A 19,553-nucleotide genomic window follows, 5' to 3' on the forward strand; every position below is an offset into this window, starting at 1 on the left:
ATAGAACAGCAAGACTTTCGCTGCTCTGCCCGGAGGCTTGACCGATGAAACCTTACAGAATTCCTGAGCTTGCCAAGAAATATGTGGAGTACGATATGATTCAATCGCACACTGAGCTGCCAGCCTTTCCGGATTCCCGGACTCGGCTGCTTTTCGTGTTTCTGGCAAATCAACAAGAGTCCTCGCCTCACAGCGAATTGTATGCTCTGGTTACTTCTTTGGTGCAGCTGGGCATGGACACTCATGACACGATCGATTCCGACTCGGGCCGGCTGAATGAGAAGGAGATGCGCTCACGTCAGTTGAAGGTGCTGGCTGGCGATTACTTCAGCAGCCGATTTATTCAGCTGCTCGCACATGCGGGCCAGATCGACATGATCAGGCGGATTAGCCAAGGCGTGTGCGAGGTGAACCGTCTCAAGGTCAACCTCTACATGCGCATGAAGCAATTCAAGATCAACGCTGAGGAATATTGGAATCAATGCATGCAAGTGAAGATCGAGTTGTTTCAGGTGTTTACGGGCATCCTTGATGACAAGGCGGCCCGCTTCTGGAACGAGCTGCTCGAAGGTGTCGGACGGTGCGAGGTTGCACTCGAGGAGTTAGACAAAAGCAAGCAGCCTGAACAATTTGTCGGCAGTTGGGGATATTGGCATATTCTCGATGTGGGGACTGAAGAGGAGAAGTACCAGCTTGACCTTCCTCAGCCTGAGCCGACGTTCATTAAGGCGCTGGTTGACAAGTATGACATTATTCAACGGCTTCACGAAAAGCTTAAAACATCCGCCCAACAGATCCAAGCGGTTGCAGCTCGTCTTGAATCGGACAAGCTTGCGCAGGAAATTCTCGCCATTGGCGAATCCTTCATGCGGCCGCTGGCGCCGGCGTCTCCGGCTATGGGCGAGAGAAGGTGAATGAATCGATGCAGCAGCAGACGAACTCGAAAGACCATGTTCATTCCGTATTTGAGAAGATCGCGCCCAAATACGATCTCATGAACGACTTGCTCAGCTTCCGCCGCCATAAAGCGTGGCGCAAGTTCACGATGCGCAAGATGAATGTTAAACCAGGCGATACCGCGGTCGACTTGTGCTGCGGCACATGCGACTGGACGATCGATTTAGCCCGGGCGAGCGGCAACGGCCATATCGACGGGTTGGATTTCAGCCAGAACATGCTTGCTGTAGGGCAGAACAAGCTCGAGCAAGAAGGGCTGGTCGGGCAAGTTACGCTTCATCATGGCAATGCAATGGAGCTCCCATTCGCGGATAATCAGTTTGATTACGCGACAATCGGCTTCGGACTTCGGAACGTGCCCGATCTGGTGCAGGTGCTGAAGGAGATGCAACGCGTTGTCAAGCCAGGCGGGCAGGTCGTATGCCTGGAGTTGTCGAAGCCGACGTGGCAGCCATTCAAAGCCATTTATTATTTCTACTTTGAACGCATTCTTCCGTCGCTGGGCAAGTTGTTCGCGAAGAGCTATGACCAGTACAAGTGGCTTCCTGATTCGCTTAAGATCTTCCCAGATATGCATCAGTTGGCGGATGTCTATCGCCAGATCGGACTTCGGGACGTTCGCGTCTACCCGCTTACCGGCGGAATAGCTGCGCTTCATATCGGAACGAAGGGGACAGATCAAGCATGATGCGCAAACTCGGGAAATTCGGTGTTTTTCTAGAAATGATCAAGATCGAGCATACGATCTTCGCTTTGCCTTTTGCCTTCATGGGCGCGTTGCTCGGTGCAGTCGTCATGGAGGACCGCCTGCCGCAATGGAGCGAGATCGGTTGGATCTTGCTTGCAATGGTGGGTGCGAGAAGCGCGGCTATGGGGCTTAACCGCGTCATCGACCGTGCAATTGACGCACGCAACCCAAGGACCGAGAAACGGGCAATTCCTGCCGGGCTGTTGAAGGTCGGTGAAGTCATTCTATTCATTGTGGTATCATTCGTGTTATTGTTCGTTGCGGCGTCCAATCTGGACCCGATCTGTATCGTGCTTATGCCGATCGCGGTATTCTTCTTAGTTTTCTACTCGTATACGAAACGGTTTACATGGCTATGCCATGTGGTGCTCGGTTTAACGATCGGTCTTGCACCGCTTGGCGCATGGGTGGCAGTAACAGGCGAGTTCGGAACTGCTGCTTGGCTGCTCTACATCTCTAACGTATTCTGGCTAGCCGGTTTCGATATTATCTATGCTTGCCAAGATTACGAATTCGACTCCCGCGAAGGCGTTCATTCCATTCCGGCGCGCTTCGGCCTGAACGGAGCGCTTAAGCTCGCTCGGTTCTTCCATATCATTACGGCCGTATGCTTGTTCCTGTTGTTCTGGGTGACCAATCTAAGCTGGATTTACTTGATCGCTATTATCGTAGCTGCTGCTTGTCTGTTCTACGAACATTGGATTGTGAAACCGAACGATATTAGCCGTGTCCAAACCGCATTCTTTACGATGAACGGCGCGCTGAGCACGGTGGTGTTGATCGGTACATTCTTTGATCTGGTGGTGCTGCATAAGTGGTAGCCTCAAGGCAAACCAAATGGGCCGTTGGCATTACAGGCGCAAGCGGCGCGGTCTACGGCTTCCGGCTGATCGAGGTGCTGCTCGCCGCCGGCGTACAAGTACATCTGGTCATGACGGATGCCGGCTGGCGCGTAGCGAAGGAAGAACTCGGACTTTCCGCTGCCAAACGCCAAGAGGCGCTGGAAGGAAAGTTTCCGGGCGCTATGGCGGAAGGCAAGTTGGTCTATTACCCGAATGCCGATATAGGAGCTGCTATTGCCAGCGGCTCCTTCTTGATTGAAGGCATGATTATCATGCCGTGCTCGATGGGCACGCTTGCCTCCGTTGCACATGGCATCTCGGATGATTTGATGACGAGAGCCGCGGATGTTATGCTCAAGGAAGGCCGCAAGCTTGTTATCGTGCCTCGCGAGACGCCGCTGCATGCCATTCATTTGGAGAATATGCTTACTTTAGCCAAGCTTGGCGTCAAGCTGGTGCCGGCGATGCCGGCTTTTTATTACGGTCCGCAATCGATGAGCGATATGGTCGATTTCCTCGTCGGCAAGGTGATGGATCAGATTCAAATTGAACACGAATTGTACAGAAGATGGGGAGATGAGCATTATGGGGCTGAATCGCCCGATCACCATCGGACGGATTGATTATGCCAATGCATGGCCGCTGTTTCATTTTTCTGAAGAGAAGCTTCCTGAAGAACGCTTTACCATCGTTAGACGCGTACCATCGCTGCTTAACCAAGCGATGCGCAATGGCGAGTTGGATGTAACGGCGATGGCGGCATTCGCTTATGGCCAGCATGCAGACAATTATCTCCTGCTGCCTGACTTGTCCGTCAGCGCAAAAGGCAGAGTGAACTCGATCCTCCTTTTCCTGAAAGCGCCGCTAGAGGAGGTCCTGAAGGGGACCATTGCGGTTACGAATACATCGGCAACCTCGATCAATCTGCTCAAGATCATCATGGGCATGTATTATCAGGCAAACCCAGCGTATGTGACGATGGAGCCGGAGCTGGATTCGATGCTGGAGCAAGCTGACGCGGCTTTGATTATCGGCGACCCGGCTATTAAAGCCTCTTGGCAAGCTGAAGGTCTTACTGTGATCGACCTCGGCCAGCTGTGGCGCGACTGGACAGGCTATGGCATGACTTTCGCGCTCGTCGCCGTGCGCAAAGAAATTGCCGAACTGGACCCGGAATCGATTGCCCAGGTGTTAGAGGCGTTGACCTACAGCAAGGCGAGGAGCTTGCGCGAACCGCAAGTGCTGGTGGACAAAGCCTGCGCCGAGTTAGGTGGAACGAGCGACTATTGGAGCCGATACTTCCGCGAGCTTCATCATGATTTCGGAGCGGCGGAACAGACAGGGCTTTCTCTATATTTCGAATATGCTTATAAGCTAGGCCTGCTTGACCATCAAGTGAATATGCGCTTTTTTGACGTCCGATCCGTTCTACAGGTGAATGAATGAAGCTGCTAGATATTTATGCCAAAATGAAAGGTGACCTCGATGTGATCGAGAGCGAGCTTGCTCGCAGCGTCACCTCGGATCATCCGTTGCTGACCGAAGCGTCCACGCATCTGCTCAAGGCAGGCGGCAAACGGATTCGACCTGTGTTCGTGCTGCTTGCGGGCAAGTTCGGCACGTATGATCTGGAACGAATGAAGCGTGTCGCCGTGCCGCTCGAACTGATTCATATGGCCTCGCTCGTTCATGATGATGTCATTGATAACGCGCAGACCAGACGGGGCCAGCTGACCGTCAAAGCCAAGTGGGATAACCGGATTGCGATGTACACCGGCGACTATATCTATGGGAAGGCGCTATCCATCGTTACGGATCTGCACAACCCGCTTATACACCAAATATTGGCGAAAGCCATGGTGCAGATGTGCATAGGCGAGATGGAACAAATTCGCTACTTTTTCAATACCGAACAGTCGATTCGCGACTACTTGCTGCGGATTCGCCGGAAGACCGCGCTTCTTCTGGCGATCAGCTGTCAACTTGGCGCTATTGCCGCAGGTGCAGAGCCGCATGTTTACAATCGTCTATACCGTTTTGGGTACAATGTGGGAATGGCCTTCCAGATTAGCGATGACCTGCTTGATCTGCTCGGTACAGAGAAGCAGATCGGCAAGCCGCCCGGCAGTGATATCAAGCAGGGGAACATCACTTTGCCGGTGCTGCTCGCCCTTCGTGAGTCCACTATTCGCGACCCGCTCATGAAGGAAATAATTCACATTCGCGAAACGAATGGAGCAGGGGATACGAAATCCGCGTTGAAGTTAATACGTAAGAGCGAGGGCGTGCGTGTTGCTGAGGCTTTGGCGAGCCGGTATATCGCGAAAGCGATTGAGGCTCTGCAGGGACTGCCTGACATGACGGCCAAGAAGAATTTGGTAGACATCGCTCATTTCGTCGCGAAGCGGAGCTATTAGCGTAGCGTTCGCGCAAGTTGGGGAGGAAAACCACAGATGGAGAGAACGTTTCTAATGGTGAAACCGGACGGCGTCCAACGGGGGCTGATCGGAGAAATCGTATCACGGTTTGAGCGTAAGGGACTTCAGTTGGCTGCAGCCAAATTCATGCGGTTAACACCAGAACTTGCAGAGAAACATTATGCGGAGCATGTAGGGAAACCTTTCTATCCTCCTTTGGTCGATTTTATTACGTCGGGACCTGTATTCGCCATGGTGTGGCAAGGGGATAATGTAATTGCGCTGACTCGCGCGATGATCGGCAAGACGAATGCGCTCGAAGCTGCGCCGGGAACGATCCGTTCCGACTATGCGGTACATACGAATTTCAATCTCATTCACGGCTCGGATTCGCCCGAGAGCGCGGAACGGGAGATCGGCATTTATTTTAACCAAGACGAGCTTCTCGATTATGAGCATTCGGTGCAGCGCTGGATTTAAATACAGGTAAGTTGTTCGACAAGCGCATCAGGAGAACAGCAGCGGAGGGAACTGAACGTATGGAAGATATCGATTTCACCCAATTCGTCAAACGCATCAAAGAAAAAACCGCTATCGACCTGTCCCAGTATAAGGAAGCTCAGATGAAGCGCCGATTGACGACGCTGCGGATGAAGCACGGCTTTAATACGTTCATGGCTTATTGGGAGGCATTGTCCAAGGATTCGAAGCTCATGAACGAGTTCCTGGACCGGATGACCATTAACGTGTCCGAGTTCTGGCGGAACCCAAGCCGGTGGGAAGCATTAGAGAAACGCTTCCTGCCTGAGATGATGAAATCATCCAGCAAGCTCAAAATTTGGAGCGCGGCCTGCTCGACGGGCGAGGAACCGTATACGCTCGCGATGATTCTCTCCAAGCTTGGAGCAGCGGATAAAGCTACGCTACTGGCGACGGATCTCGATCAGATGGTACTTCAGAAGGCGATGCAGGGCGAGTATCAGGACCGATCCATTCGGGATGTCCCGCCTGCTTACGTCTCCGAGTTTCTGACCAAGAAAGACGCTGATACGTATGTCGTCAATCCGAAGCTTAAGCGGCTCATTACCTTCAAGCAGGGGAATCTGCTGCATGATACCTTCGACAGCGGCTTTGATCTGATCGTATGCCGGAATGTGATGATCTACTTCACTGAGGAAGCGAAGCAGTTGTTGTACCATAAATTCTCGAAGGCGCTCAAGCCTGGCGGCTTATTGTTCGTCGGCAGCACGGAACAGATCTTTAATCCAGCGCAGTATAACTTTGAACCTGCGGAGACCTTCTTCTACCGCCGCGTTTAATCGCTGTCCGATGTATATCGCTTTCCACATTCTCCAATAATATCGTTAGGTTGAAATTATGTTGGAGGGAACGTATGGATAAGCGAAAAGTAATTGCGGCCTATCGGCGCGGGATGATTAACGTGCAGGAATGCGCGCAGATTCTCGGCATTGATATGAGCCAGATCACAAGGCTCATTAACGACCCTTATCTGGCTGTCGAACCGCAATTACGGCGTGGCAAGCAATCGGTCAACGGATAATCCATTAACCAATGGACAACAAACTGCCTGTTACCCTCGGATTTCCGGGAGCGACAGGCAGTTTATTTGTTTTGGCCCGCTAATTCAGCGACATTGTAATTCCTTGTCAAACCTAAGGGGCTGTACTATAATGGGCAAAGATGTTCAAGTGGGATCATATGAGCACGGTAAAGTGAATCGTGAAGGGGTGTGGGCTTTGCCTGGCATCCCTTCCTTTGCATCCGGCTTCTCGTAAAGAATCGTTAGACTCGTTTAACGGGTGAGACCAGTAAGGCTAGACCATCAAATGAAGCAGGTGAGACTGACGAATGAGTGAAAGACGAGAGCTGATTGTGGAATTGGGTGAGCGGTCCTACCCGATTTACATTGGAGAGGGCATCTTGCATGAGGCAGGCGAGCTGCTCGCTGCACGCGGGATTAGCAAGAAATCGCCGATGCTCATCGTAACCGACGAGTCGATTGCGAAGCTGCATCTGCCTTTGCTGGAGAAGGTCCTTCAGGAGGCGGGCTTCACGGCTGTGACCGCGATCGTTCCGCCGGGCGAGAGTTCCAAATCGCTGAAAGTGTTCGAGGAGCTCGTGACCAAAGCGCTGCAGGCGGGACTTGACCGCAAGTCGGCCATCGTTGCCCTGGGCGGCGGAGTCGTAGGGGATCTCGCGGGTTATGTAGCGGCTTCGTATATGCGCGGCATTAAGTTTGTTCAAATTCCGACGACTATTCTTGCCCACGACAGCAGTGTAGGCGGCAAGGTAGCCGTGAACCATCCGCTCGCCAAAAATATTATCGGCGCCTTCCACCAGCCGGAACTGGTTTTGTATGATTTGAGCACGCTGCAGACGCTGCCGCCGCGAGAGGTTGCGGCTGGGTTGGCGGAAGTAGTCAAGCATGGCCTCATCTGGGATGAAGCTTTCGTCGCTTGGTGCGATGAGAATGCGGAACGTCTGGTTCAACTCGATTCGGACGCGCTTGGTTACGCCCTGTACAAAGGCTGTAGCGTAAAGGCGGCTGTCGTATCCAAGGACGAGCGGGAGAACGATCTGCGTGCCATTCTGAACCTCGGTCATACGATCGGTCATGCTCTGGAGGCGGTAGCCGGATATGGGGAACTTCTGCACGGAGAAGCGATTTCCATCGGCATGGTGGGGTCTGCACGTATCGGAGTGCGGTTAGGAGCGCCGGAAGAGATCTACGCGGTAACGAAGCGAGTATTGTCGCGTGTCGGCTTGCCGGTTCGATTGCCGGAGCATCTGGATACGGACGCCATCATGGAAGCGATGATGCACGACAAGAAGTTCCAGGAAGGAACGATGACGTTCATCGTGCCGACCTCGATTGGACAGGTAGAGATCAATTCATCAGTCTCTAAAGCTTTAGTGCGGGAAATAGTTGAAGAATTGAAACGGGAGGCGTAACTTGTATGGTTGTTCGGGGAGTACGCGGTGCCATTACGGTCGATGTGAATGAGGAACAGCCGATTCTGCAGGCAACGGCAAGGTTGTTGCACGAGATCGTCCGGGCGAACGGAATTGTGCCCGAAGACATTTGCTCGGTCATGATTACGGTTACGGGGGATCTGGATGCGACCTTCCCTGCACGTGCCATTCGCGCTATGGATGGCTGGGACTTGGTGCCGCTCATGTGCGCGTTGGAAGTGCCGGTTCAGGGCAGTCTGGAAAAATGCGTCCGGTTACTGGTCCATATCAACACGGAGAAGTCGCAGCAACAGATCGAGCATGTGTACCTGGGAGGCGCGCAGGTGCTGCGTCCTGATTTGACGAAAGCATAAATGTACACGTTTTGTCGGATTCAATTGGCATTATTTTCATAGTAAGCGATTGACGAATTGACGATGCTGGTGTATAGTGAGTTCATATTTTGTTGATGAGAACGCAAGACGAGAGAGTTAGCTGAGCGAAGTAGTGGTTTTAGAGCTGAGAAGAGATGAGCGTAGTTTAGTTGAGACGAGCGTATTGTTGCGCGTTTGACAGATCCGTTGTGATACATGCCTTTAGCAGGTTTATTTTTGCTATCCTTTTCATGAGGCTACGCGATTTTAAGCCGGTTCAGGGGATCAACACGGACTGCCGTCAGCACTCATCTTCCATCTCCTAACACACACTCCTGCCTCGGCAGGAGTTTTTTTATTTTCCATAACGAGGAGAGATAGACATGAATCATGAGTTGCAGCAGGTTATCCAATTGGCGGGAAGCTACAACCTTATTCCGATCGTCAGGCATGTGATGGCCGATACCGAGACGCCGATCCGTTTGTTCCAGCACTTCTATCAGGAGCGCCGCGCGTTCCTGCTCGAAAGTGTCGAGGGCGGGGTCAAATGGGCTCGCCATTCCTTCATCGGAACGGACCCGTTCATGCTCGTCCGCGGCAAGAACGGCGAGATGGTGATCGAGCAGAACGGCGAGGAGAAGGTGCTGCGCGAGAAGCCGATTGAGCTGCTGAAAGCTCATCTTCGTTCCTATCGCAGTCCTTCGGTTCCTGAGCTTCCGCCTTTCACCGGCGGTGCGATCGGATTCTTCGGCTATGACTTGCTGCAGTATTATGAGAAGCTTGCTCCTCACCGTATTGACGATCTGAAGATGAACGATATCCAATTCATGTTCTGCGACCAAGTGATCGTATTCGATCATTTCAAGCAGCAGATCCAAGTCATCGGCAATGTGCATATCCCTGAAGCGGCAACGGATGAACAGATTGAAGCGGCGTATAACAAGGCAGTGGCACGTATCGATGCCACGCTGGAGCGGATCGCGCAGCCGCAGCCGACGCTTCTTATGCCTGGCGGGGCTGTACCGCTCGATCCGGATCTCGGGGAGATTCAATCGAATGTAACGAAAGAACAATTTATCGCGAACATAGAGAAGTCCAAGGAATACATTCGTTCAGGCGATATTTTCCAAGTGGTGCTGTCCCAACGTTTCAGCATCGAAACCGATGTCGATCCGCTTCATGTCTACCGGGTGCTGCGCACGATGAATCCGTCCCCTTACATGTACTATTTGAAAATGGACGATGAAGTCATCGTCGGCACTTCGCCAGAGGCGCTCGTCAAAGTTACCGGCGACCGGGTGGAGACAAGACCGATCGCGGGCACGCGCCCTCGCGGCAAGACACCGGAGCAGGATCGCGCTTATGAGGTGGAGCTGCTAGCCGATGAGAAGGAACGCGCCGAGCATCTGATGCTGGTGGACCTCGGGCGTAACGATATCGGCCGCGTAGCCGAATTCGGTACCGTTCGCTGCGATGCTTATATGGAGATTGAACGCTACTCCCATGTCATGCACATCGTCTCGAACGTATCCGGCAAGCTTCGCGAGGACAAAGATTTCTTCGATGCTTTCCTCTCCTGCTTGCCTGCGGGTACGGTATCGGGAGCTCCCAAACTTCGCGCCATGAACATTATCGCGGAGCTGGAGAATGAAGCGCGGGGCGCTTATGCCGGCGCGATCGGCTATCTCGGATTTAGCGGGACGATGGATGCCTGCATTACGATTCGGACGATTATCTTCAAGCATGGCAAAGCCTACGTACAGGCGGGGGCGGGAATCGTGTGGGATTCCGTTCCGGAGAATGAATATCAGGAAACGGTTAATAAAGGGATGGCGATGCTCAAAGCCATCCGCGCTGCCGAAGCGGTATTCCAGACGCCGAAGCGGACGGCCAGCATGATCAACAGCGACTACTTCGCAGGAACGAGAGGGTGAGCTCATGATGACAACTGAATCGATGACGATACAGCAGGCGCTAATGAAGCTGACTAGCGGAGAAAGTCTGACGACAAGCGAAGCCGGTGCGGTGATGGGGATTATTATGCGCGGCGAGGCGACAGGCGCGCAGATCGGTGCCGTCATTACAGCTCTGCGGATGAAAGGCGAGACGAAGGAAGAGATTACCGGATTCGCGCTTACGATGCGCGCGCATTCGAATCAAGTGCGCACCGAGCAGCAGGGATTGCTCGACACTTGCGGCACGGGCGGATCGGGTATTCATAAGTTCAATATTTCCACCGCTTCGGCGATGATTGCTTCGGCCGCAGGCGTACGCGTCGCCAAACATGGCAACCGCGCAATGTCGGGGAAGGCCGGAAGCGCGGATGTGCTGGAAGCGCTTGGGGTTAACATTAATTTATCGGCTGAACAGGCAGCAGCTTGCCTGGAGTCGATCGGCATTTGCTTCATGTTCGCGCAGCTCTATCATCCTTCGCTCAAGCATGCGGCCGCGCCGCGCCGCGAGCTGGGCATTCGGACGATTTTCAATATGCTCGGACCGCTCGCGAATCCGGCCGGAGCCGACCGCCAGCTGCTCGGCCTTTACGACAAGTCTCGCACGGGTACCGTCGCTGAGGTGCTAAGCGAGCTTGGCTTGAAGCGGGCGTTGGTCGTAAGCAGCCATGACGGCTTGGATGAGATTAGCATCTCGGCGCCTACGCAGATATCGGAGCTCAAGGACGGCAAGGTGAGCACGTTCGATATTACGCCGGAGGCGCTGGGCCTTGCGGAACGTCCGCTGTCCGAAGTCATCGGTGGGGATGCGCACGTCAACGCCGCCATCATTCGCAGCATCTTCAGCGGCGAAGAGCAAGGCGCATATCGCGATATTGTGCTTGCTAATGCAGGCGCGTGCATTTATGTCGGCGGTGGTGCTGATAGTCTCCGCGAAGGCGTAGCGGCTGCAGCAATGATCATCGATTCGGGCAAAGCGCGTCAGAAGCTGGAACAATTGATTGTAACGACAGGAGAAGTGGCCCATGTTTCTTGATAAAATCGTAGCAACCAAACGCAAGGAGGTCGCTGCCTTGGCAGAGACCTTCTCGCTTACAGATATCGAGCGTCAGATCGCGGCTCTTCCGGCGACCAAAGGCTTCGAGCGAGCGATCACGTCCGGTCGTAACCGTGATCTTGGCTTGATCGCCGAAGTGAAGAAGGCGTCGCCTTCCAAAGGATTAATCCGTCCCGATTTTCATCCGGTGGAACTGGCTTCCACCTATGTGAAGGCGGGGGCTGACTGCCTCTCCGTGCTGACGGATACGGATTATTTTCAGGGCAGCAACGCTTACTTAAGCGCGGTTCGCGAAGCGGTTCAAGTACCGCTCCTACGGAAGGATTTTACGATCGATTATCGTCAAGTATACGAGGCTCGCGTCATTGGCGCAGATGCGGTTCTGCTCATCGCGGCCATTCTAAGCGCTGCCGAGCTTGCCGAACTGCATGATCTAGCCGTGTCGATCGGACTTGATGTGCTGGTGGAGGTCCATAATCGCGAAGAGATGGAGACCGTGCTGTCGCTTGATAAAGCTTCTCTCGTCGGGATTAATAACCGCAATCTGAAGACGTTCGAGACGGATCTGACCACGACCGAGGCATTGATCGGGCTCGTGCCGGCCGGCATCACGGTCATAAGCGAAAGTGCCATCTCGAGCACGGAAGATATCGCTTATTTGCGCAAGGTCGGAGCCAAAGGCGTCCTTATCGGCGAACATTTCATGCGGCAGCCGGATGTGGGCCTAGCGATTGAACAGTTGATGGGACCGGTGCGTGTATCGTGAGCAGCGAACAAACACGCGTGAAAATTTGCGGCCTTCGGGACGCGGATACGCTTCAAGCCTTAGATGGTCTGCCGATCGACCAAATCGGTTTCGTATTTGCCAAGAGCAAGCGTCAAGTGACGTCTGAGCTGGCCGGCGAACTGATTGCGGAAGTCAAGCAGCTTCGCACGCCGTCAGGCGCATCGCCCCAATCGGTCGGCGTGTTCGTGAATGCGCAGTTTGACCAACTGCGGGAGCTTCTGCAGATTGCGCCGCTTGATGTTGTACAATTACATGGTCAGGAATCACCGGGCCTTTGCGGGCAAGTTAAGGAGCAGCTTAACGTCGACGTCTGGAAGGTGCTGTCCGTTCTGGAGCATGACGAACAAGAGCAGGGACATCGGCGGCTATATGAGTTCCGCGGCGCAGTCGATGCCTTTCTCATCGATACGGCAGGCGGAGGGACAGGCCATACCTTTGCGTGGGATGTCATCCCGCGTTACGCGAAGGCCGCTGAAGAGATCGGCGTGCCGCTGTATGTTGCGGGCGGTTTGCACCCGGACAATGTAGGAGAGCTGCTCGGTTCGTATAGAATTGATGGCGTTGATGTATCCAGCGGCGTAGAGACCGAAGGGATTAAAGATATTTCGAAAATTCGTACATTCGTTGAAAGGGTGAAACGTTAACATGAGTCAAGTACCTGATGAAAGCGGGCGTTTCGGCAAGTTCGGGGGGCGCTATGTCCCGGAGACGCTGATGAACGCACTGTTGGAGCTCGAAGAGGCTTACCGCCATTACTCCAAGGATCCGGAATTTATTGAAGAGGTTCGATACCTGCTGCACAAATATTCGGGCCGTCCGACTTCGCTGTACTATGCGGAGCGTCTGTCCAACCATTTGGGCGGAGCCAAAATCTATTTGAAGCGGGAAGACCTGAACCATACGGGCGCACATAAAATCAATAATACGATCGGCCAAGGCGTACTCGCTAAACGGATGGGCAAAACGAAAATTATCGCCGAGACTGGCGCAGGCCAGCATGGCGTCGCATCGGCCACGGTAGCGGCACTGCTCGGTCTCGAGTGCAAGGTGTTCATGGGCGAAGAGGATACGAAGCGCCAAGAGCTTAACGTATTCCGCATGAAGCTGCTGGGAGCAGAGGTCGTTCCGGTCACATCCGGCACGCGCACGCTGAAGGATGCTTGTAACGAGACGCTTCGCTACTGGGTCAGCAACGTGGAAGACACGTATTATATTCTCGGCTCGGTAACGGGACCTCACCCTTATCCGATGATCGTGCGCGATTTCCAACGCATTATCGGCGACGAAGCGAGAGAGCAAATTCTAAAAGAAGAAGGCCGTCTCCCGGATTACATCGTCGCTGCAGTCGGCGGCGGCAGCAACGCGATGGGTATTTTCTATCCGTTCGTGGAAGATACTTCCGTTCGTTTGATCGGTGTTGAAGCAGCTGGCAGAGGCGTCGAGACGGAAGAGCACGCGGCAACAATGACCAAAGGGCGGCACGGCGTCTTCCAAGGTTCGCTCAGCTATGTGCTGCAAGACGAATACGGCCAGGTGCAGCCTGCCCATTCGATCTCGGCCGGCTTAGACTACCCGGGCATCGGGCCTGAGCATGCTTATTTGAAGGACACGGAGCGTGCCGAATATGTGCCGATTACGGATGCAGAAGCGCTAGAGGCGCTGCAGCTGCTCTCGAGAACGGAAGGCATCATACCCGCGCTAGAATCAGCTCATGCGATCGCACAGGTGATGAAGCTGGCGCCAACGCTGAGCAGCGACAAGATTATCGTGGTCAGCCTGTCCGGTCGCGGGGACAAAGACGTGCAGGCGATTATGGGGTATTTGGAGGGGAATGGCCATGAATCGCATTGATGCAACCTTCGAGCAGCTTAAGGCGCAAGGCAAGACCGCGCTTGTTCCGTTCTTGACGATTGGCGATCCAGACATCGCGACTTCGCTCGATATTATTGAAGCACTGGAGCAGGCTGGCGCAGATATGGTTGAGCTCGGCGTTCCTTACTCGGACCCGCTAGCTGATGGTCCGGTCATTCAGCGCGCTTCCGAGCGGGCATTGAAAACCCGCGTCACGATGGAGGAGGTTGTCCACCTTGCGCATGATGCGCGCGAGCGCGGCATTCAGCTGCCGTTTATTTTGTTCACTTACTACAATCCGGTACTGCAATACGGGCTGGATCGTTTCTTCAAGCTTGTCGTCGACAAAGGCATCAGCGGCCTCATTATTCCCGACTTGCCGATTGAAGAGGATGAAGAGGTAAGGCAAATGGCTGAAGCGGCTAACATTCACCTTATTCCGCTCGTAGCCCCGACATCGAATGATCGCGTCAAACGAATCGCGGCCAAGGCTCGCGGTTTCGTATACTGCGTATCTTCCCTTGGCGTAACTGGCGTTCGTGCCGATTTCCATGCGGGCATCGACGAGTTCCTGAGCACGGTTCGTTCTGCGACGGATACGCCGATCGCTGTCGGATTCGGGATCTCGAGCCGCGAGCAAGTGGAGCGGTTCTCCAAGCAGGCTGACGGCGTCATCGTCGGCAGTGCGATCGTAAGGAAGATTGAAGAGGTGCTGCCGCTTCTTCAGTCCGAAGGGACGAAGCAGGAAGGATTGCAGCAAATTCGTGAATTTGTGAGCAGCCTGAAGGCTTAACAATCGCTTATTGACCGAAGGCTCTCCCTCAATATATGGGGGAGGGCCTTCTTTGTTTTGGGGAGCACGGGGCAGCTATTCGCTTTAACGCGCTTGCGCGCTAAATTTAGAGCTTTCAAACCTGTTCAACATGTGAGACAATATGGAATATGATTTTTAACTTGGTGTTTAGCCCATTGACGAGGTGAAGATTAGATGCAACCCAAACAAAGTATTGTTCATTTGCCCGTATACCAACCCGGCAAACCGATTGAAGACGTAAAGCGTGAATTAGGCCTTACCGAAGTGATTAAACTTGCTTCCAACGAGAATCCGTTCGGATCCTCTCCGAAGGCGATCGAAGCCATTCAGGCAGAGCTTGCCAATATTAGCATTTACCCGGACAGCTTCAGCACGGAGCTTGCCGCAGCCGTAGGCAGCTACTTGAACGTGACTGCGAAGCAGCTTATTTTCGGAGCGGGATCGGACGAGGTAATTCTGATGCTGGCCCGTGCGTACGTTCATCCTGGCGATGAGACGATTATGGCGGATGAGACGTTCTCGATCTACAAGCACAACGTGCAGGTAGAAGGTGCCGTATGCATCGAAGTTCCGCTTAAAGACGGCACGCATGATCTGCCGGCGATGCTCGCCAAAGTGACGGATAAGACGAAGATCATCTGGGTGTGCAACCCGAATAACCCAACCGGCACGGTCGTAGGCAAGGACGAGCTGCATGCATTCTTGAAACAAGTGCCTGAGCACGTTATTGTCGTGCTGGACGAGGCTTACTTCGAGTACGTCGCGGAAGAAAAGGCGCCGGACAGCGTCGCGCTGCTGGGCGAATTCAAGAACCTGGTGCTGCTGCGCACATTCTCCAAAATTTACGGTCTGGCCTCGCTTCGCATCGGATACGGCGTCGGACATCCTGACGTGATCCATTTCATCAACCAGGTGCGCGAGCCGTTCAATACGACACGGGTGGCGCAGGCAGCTGCGACTGCATCGATCCAAGACCAAGCGTTCGTCGCGGAGTGCAAAGCGCGCAATGCGGAAGGTCTGCGTTACTTGACCGGCGAATTCGAGCGCATGGGTCTGCATTACTTCGAGCCGAACGGCAACTTCGTTATGTTCGATACGAAACTTCCTTCGACGCAAGTATTCGACGGCTTGCTGCGCCGCGGAATCATTTCGCGCGCTCGCTGGGCTCACTACCCGACGTATATCCGCATCACGGTCGGCAGCCAGGAGCAGAACGAGAAGTTCATTGCGGCGCTGGAACAAGTGCTGCAAGAAGCGGCGGTGCTAGGTTAATATTATGACGAAAATAGCGATATTCGGCGTGGGTCTGATCGGCGGCTCGCTTGCGCTTTGCTTTACGGGAAAGCCGGGGCTTACGGTCGTTGGTTATGATCTGCGTGAATTATCCGCTGCCAAATACGTGGAGAGGGGCGTCGTCGATTCTATGGCGGCGTCCTTGCACGAAGCGGCAGAAGACGCGGATTTTATTTTTTTATGCGTGCCGGTCGGCGTGCTGGGACAGTATGTAGAGGAATTAAGCCGCATGAAGCTGAAGCCGGGCTGCGTCATTACGGATGTAGGCAGTACCAAAGGCTCTGTGGCAGCGTTGGCGGCCCAGCTGCGGTTTAGCGAAGCGATCTTCATCGGAGGCCATCCGATGGCGGGCTCGGAACGTTCGGGGGTAGAAGCCGCCAGCTCGTATCTGTTCGAGAATGCTTTCTACGTACTGACACCGCAGCCGAATACGCCGCAGGAAGCCATCGACAGCTTATCGGAGCTGCTCAAGTATACGAAGGCAAATATCGTTCATGTGGAACCCGAGATCCATGATGAGATTGTCGGGGCTATTAGCCATTTGCCGCATATTATCGCGGTGGCGCTGGTCAACCAGATCAGACAGTATAATGAAGATAACCCTTTGTACAGCATCCTGGCCGCAGGCGGTTTCCGCGACATTACGCGCATTGCCTCCAGCGATTCGCTTGTCTGGCGCGATATTCTGATCAACAACAAGCAGGTGTTGCTCAAACTTCTGAGTGGCTGGGCGGAGGAAACGCAGAAGTTCGTACACATGCTCGAAGAAGAGGATGGAGAGGGCGTACGGCAAGCGTTCCAAACTGCAGGGCAATTCCGAAGCCAGCTGCCGGAGCGCCGGAAGGGCATGATTCATGCGATTTATGAATGTTATATCGATGTTCCCGATCATCCGGGCATTATCGGCAAGATTACGACCGAACTCGGGAATGCGCGGATTAACTTAAGCAATATCCAAATTATCGAGAGTCGCGAAGATGTGCCGGGCATTATGCGTTTGTCGTTCCGTAAGCAGGAAGATCTGGACCAAGCAGTGGAGAAACTGGCTGAAATCGGGTATCCGGTTCATTTCTAAAAAATAATCCAAAAAAAATGAAAACGCTTATTGACATAATGAAAACGGATACATATAATAAAAGTACAGTATGGTTTCTCTCCACTCCTATCCAAATCTATCGCACTTTGTGCGGGCCGCCTTTTAGGCGGTCTTTTTTTTTGTGCGCGGAAGCGATTTCATTTTGCATGGGGACGGGTAATAGTATTTTGGGAAATTTTAATCCTGCGATAAGGATGGATGTGCTACAATAACTAGTGATTGTAAAAATCTGGTCTATCCTTGTTTGTCGATTCTAGCAGGAATTTGACTGTTAGGCACGAATCGTAATAAGGTTATACCTGCGCAAGTTTCTGAGTCGAATTCTTTTCGACTGCCTGCGCAACTTTTTATATCCAGCTCGGTACAATAGTATACCGGGCTTTGGATCACTCCGAAGGTTGAGGAGGGTCGCCCGCAATGACCGATTCCCAGTTGATCCGCGAAATTAAAGACGGCAATGTACAGCTCTATTCGGAACTGATGCGGCGATACCAACGTAAAATCCTCACTTTCATTTTTCATATGCTGAAGAGTTCCAAGCTGGAGCTGTTAGCAGAGGATTTATGTTCGGAGACATTCTATAAAGCCTATCGCAGCTTACATTCCTTCCGAGAGACGGACGCTACCTTCTCGACATGGTTATATACGATCGCCCGCAATACCGTTCTCAGCGAATTGCGTAAGCAGAAGTCGGGGAACGTATCGCTTGATGAGTTGACTATATTGCCAACAGCTCCACCGGATACGGTGCCGGAGCATAGGCTTCTCCAAAGCGAAAGAATGACTATGGTTCGAGAGGCGATTAATAATCTGCCTGAGAAGCAGCGGTCGGCCCTGATCTTAAGGGAATACGAGCAGCTTGACTATCAGGAAATCGCCAGTATATTAGGCCAGACGGTAAGCTCTGTCAAGTCGTTGTTATTTCGCGCACGCAACAGTGTAAAGGTCCAACTTGAACCCTATTTCGGCGATTCACCGTTGCTGGAAGAATATGAGGGGATGAAATTGCGATGAAATGCCATGATATCAGACAAACGTTTGGCGTATACTGGGATCTCGCAGAAGACGATCCCGATCGCCTGCTCGTAAACGAACATATAGATGGTTGTCAAGAATGTATGGAAGAATTCAAGCTGTGGGAGGAGAGCGAGCGGCTTATTCGCAGTCTCTCTGAGCTCGATGAGGTGATCGGCCCCGTCGATCATGTCAATCGCGGCGTAATGGACCGGATATATGCGGAAGAAGCGTGGTATATGCCGGTACCATCCCGCAGCCATCAGTTCTCGCGGGCTTTCCGTCGTAATGCCGCGGTCGCGATTGCTTGTTGCATGGCCATGTTTATTTGCGGACTATTTTATATGGTAACAGGCAATCAGGATGCTTCGACCGATATGGCCAAACTAACCGGTATGCTTGAACCGGTCAATGCGGTCAGCCAAAGTGGCATGGTCGGAGAAGACATCTACGCGGAGATTCCCGTGGCAAGTATCAGCGATCCGATCGTATTGAAGGTCGTTCCTACGTTCCCGCAGTATTGGGTTGCGCTCTCGATTCTTGGCATGATTATGGCGTTGTTAATTTTGAACTGGTTATCCCGAACGCGACATTAATTGTATATACTAAAATGATAATCGAGACTCCAGCCCTGAGCTGGAGATTTTTCTTTCAAGGAAGGTTGGATGGTATGCGAATCGGATTAATCCGCCATGGCCGCACGGAATGGAATGCGCTTGGCAAAATTCAAGGCCAGACCGACACCCCATTAAATGAGGAAGGTGTCCGTCAAGCGCACGCGCTTGCCAATCGTTTGCTTGCGGAAGGCCAACAGTGGGATGGCGTGGTATCGAGTGATCTGATGCGAGCTTCGGAGACGGCACGCATTATTGCCTCGACCTTGGGAATTCCGCAATTGCCGAGCGATGCCCGGTTGCGGGAACGATACTTCGGCGTCATCGAAGGGACGACGGAAGCAGAGCGCCTTGCGAAGTGGGGAGCCAACTGGCGTTCGGCCGATTGTGGGCAAGAGTCAGACCTGGAATTGCGGACGCGTGCGCTGAGTTTCGTCGAAGATGCCATGGAGCGATACCCTGGCCAGAACTTGCTCGCAGTTACCCACGGAAGCTTATTGGCGCAATTATTGAAGGGATTGTGCGAAGAACTGGAAGATAAGCCGATCGGCAATATGGCATTTAGTATTTTTGAACGGGATGACAATCGGTGGAGACCGCTGCTCCATAACTGCACGTTGCATTTGGACCAGATACAAGCCGAATCAAGCAAGTTATAGATATAGTAGGAAGAGCATCTTTCGTTTCTAACGAGAGATGCTTTTTTTTATGCACCGGTTATTAAATCATCTTCATATTCCCATAATGGTACTAGACAACGAAGA

22 protein-coding genes are annotated in these 19,553 nt (G+C 53.0%); all 22 read left to right on the plus strand.

Annotated elements, in window-relative coordinates; translation table 11 throughout:
- The first annotated feature begins 44 nt into the window (after positions 1-44).
- Positions 45-914 carry a heptaprenyl diphosphate synthase component 1 gene (locus tag FHS18_RS06525; protein WP_183598187.1) on the plus strand — a complete coding sequence of 290 codons (870 nt, stop codon included), beginning with the start codon at positions 45-47 and terminating at the stop codon, positions 912-914.
- An 8-nt stretch (positions 915-922) separates the two neighbouring features.
- Positions 923-1,645, plus strand: a complete 723-nt coding sequence (locus FHS18_RS06530) for a demethylmenaquinone methyltransferase (RefSeq protein ID WP_183598701.1) — start codon at positions 923-925, stop codon at positions 1,643-1,645.
- Positions 1,642-2,526, plus strand: coding sequence for a UbiA-like polyprenyltransferase (locus FHS18_RS06535; protein WP_183598189.1), 885 nt, complete (start codon positions 1,642-1,644; stop codon positions 2,524-2,526). Before FHS18_RS06530 ends, FHS18_RS06535 begins: the two co-directional genes overlap by 4 nt.
- On the plus strand, positions 2,520-3,170 hold the full coding sequence (locus FHS18_RS06540) for a UbiX family flavin prenyltransferase (RefSeq protein WP_183598191.1): 651 nt from the start codon (positions 2,520-2,522) through the stop codon (positions 3,168-3,170). Before FHS18_RS06535 ends, FHS18_RS06540 begins: the two co-directional genes overlap by 7 nt.
- Complete coding sequence (locus FHS18_RS06545) at positions 3,133-3,993, plus strand: menaquinone biosynthesis protein (RefSeq protein ID WP_409348532.1); 861 nt, start codon at positions 3,133-3,135, stop codon at positions 3,991-3,993. The genes FHS18_RS06540 and FHS18_RS06545 overlap by 38 nt, the downstream gene beginning before the upstream one ends.
- Positions 3,990-4,964, plus strand: a complete 975-nt coding sequence (locus FHS18_RS06550; protein ID WP_183598195.1) for a polyprenyl synthetase family protein — start codon at positions 3,990-3,992, stop codon at positions 4,962-4,964. Before FHS18_RS06545 ends, FHS18_RS06550 begins: the two co-directional genes overlap by 4 nt.
- 36 nt (positions 4,965-5,000) lie before the next feature.
- Positions 5,001-5,444: a nucleoside-diphosphate kinase gene (gene ndk, locus FHS18_RS06555; protein ID WP_183598197.1), complete on the plus strand. Its 444-nt coding sequence runs from the start codon at positions 5,001-5,003 to the stop codon at positions 5,442-5,444.
- Positions 5,445-5,503: 59 nt separating this feature from the next.
- Complete coding sequence (locus FHS18_RS06560) at positions 5,504-6,283, plus strand: CheR family methyltransferase (protein ID WP_221401213.1); 780 nt, start codon at positions 5,504-5,506, stop codon at positions 6,281-6,283.
- A gap of 74 nt (positions 6,284-6,357) precedes the next feature.
- Positions 6,358-6,525: a hypothetical protein gene (locus FHS18_RS06565; RefSeq protein ID WP_183598199.1), complete on the plus strand. Its 168-nt coding sequence runs from the start codon at positions 6,358-6,360 to the stop codon at positions 6,523-6,525.
- A gap of 308 nt (positions 6,526-6,833) precedes the next feature.
- Positions 6,834-7,937 (plus strand): 3-dehydroquinate synthase, encoded by a 1,104-nt coding sequence (gene aroB, locus FHS18_RS06570; RefSeq protein ID WP_183598201.1) that lies wholly within the window; start codon positions 6,834-6,836, stop codon positions 7,935-7,937.
- A 5-nt stretch (positions 7,938-7,942) separates the two neighbouring features.
- On the plus strand, positions 7,943-8,311 hold the full coding sequence (gene aroH, locus FHS18_RS06575) for a chorismate mutase (protein WP_183598203.1): 369 nt from the start codon (positions 7,943-7,945) through the stop codon (positions 8,309-8,311).
- A gap of 383 nt (positions 8,312-8,694) precedes the next feature.
- On the plus strand, positions 8,695-10,245 hold the full coding sequence (gene trpE, locus FHS18_RS06580; protein WP_183598205.1) for an anthranilate synthase component I: 1,551 nt from the start codon (positions 8,695-8,697) through the stop codon (positions 10,243-10,245).
- A 7-nt stretch (positions 10,246-10,252) separates the two neighbouring features.
- Positions 10,253-11,299: an anthranilate phosphoribosyltransferase gene (gene trpD / locus FHS18_RS06585; RefSeq protein ID WP_183598704.1), complete on the plus strand. Its 1,047-nt coding sequence runs from the start codon at positions 10,253-10,255 to the stop codon at positions 11,297-11,299.
- The gene (gene trpC / locus FHS18_RS06590) at positions 11,289-12,086 is read left to right on the plus strand and encodes an indole-3-glycerol phosphate synthase TrpC (protein WP_183598207.1); all 798 of its coding nucleotides are present in this window, start codon (positions 11,289-11,291) and stop codon (positions 12,084-12,086) included. The genes trpD and trpC overlap by 11 nt, the downstream gene beginning before the upstream one ends.
- The gene (locus FHS18_RS06595; protein ID WP_183598209.1) at positions 12,083-12,751 is read left to right on the plus strand and encodes a phosphoribosylanthranilate isomerase; all 669 of its coding nucleotides are present in this window, start codon (positions 12,083-12,085) and stop codon (positions 12,749-12,751) included. The genes trpC and FHS18_RS06595 overlap by 4 nt, the downstream gene beginning before the upstream one ends.
- Position 12,752: 1 nt before the next feature.
- Positions 12,753-13,958: a tryptophan synthase subunit beta gene (gene trpB, locus FHS18_RS06600; RefSeq protein WP_183598211.1), complete on the plus strand. Its 1,206-nt coding sequence runs from the start codon at positions 12,753-12,755 to the stop codon at positions 13,956-13,958.
- On the plus strand, positions 13,945-14,751 hold the full coding sequence (gene trpA, locus FHS18_RS06605; RefSeq protein WP_183598213.1) for a tryptophan synthase subunit alpha: 807 nt from the start codon (positions 13,945-13,947) through the stop codon (positions 14,749-14,751). Before trpB ends, trpA begins: the two co-directional genes overlap by 14 nt.
- A 195-nt stretch (positions 14,752-14,946) precedes the next feature.
- A complete protein-coding gene (gene hisC / locus FHS18_RS06610; RefSeq protein WP_183598215.1) occupies positions 14,947-16,044 on the plus strand; it encodes a histidinol-phosphate transaminase in 1,098 nt (365 codons plus the stop codon).
- Between the two features lie 4 nt (positions 16,045-16,048).
- A complete protein-coding gene (locus tag FHS18_RS06615; RefSeq protein ID WP_183598217.1) occupies positions 16,049-17,140 on the plus strand; it encodes a prephenate dehydrogenase in 1,092 nt (363 codons plus the stop codon).
- A 438-nt stretch (positions 17,141-17,578) separates the two neighbouring features.
- Positions 17,579-18,175, plus strand: coding sequence for an RNA polymerase sigma factor (locus FHS18_RS06620; protein ID WP_183598219.1), 597 nt, complete (start codon positions 17,579-17,581; stop codon positions 18,173-18,175).
- A gap of 104 nt (positions 18,176-18,279) precedes the next feature.
- On the plus strand, positions 18,280-18,771 hold the full coding sequence (locus FHS18_RS06625; protein WP_183598221.1) for a hypothetical protein: 492 nt from the start codon (positions 18,280-18,282) through the stop codon (positions 18,769-18,771).
- Positions 18,772-18,845: 74 nt separating this feature from the next.
- Positions 18,846-19,448 carry a histidine phosphatase family protein gene (locus tag FHS18_RS06630; protein WP_183598223.1) on the plus strand — a complete coding sequence of 201 codons (603 nt, stop codon included), beginning with the start codon at positions 18,846-18,848 and terminating at the stop codon, positions 19,446-19,448.
- Positions 19,449-19,553 lie beyond the last annotated feature (105 nt).

Origin of the sequence: Paenibacillus phyllosphaerae (genome assembly GCF_014192105.1) — a bacterium.
In the GTDB taxonomy this organism is placed as follows: domain Bacteria; phylum Bacillota; class Bacilli; order Paenibacillales; family Paenibacillaceae; genus Paenibacillus_Z; species Paenibacillus_Z phyllosphaerae.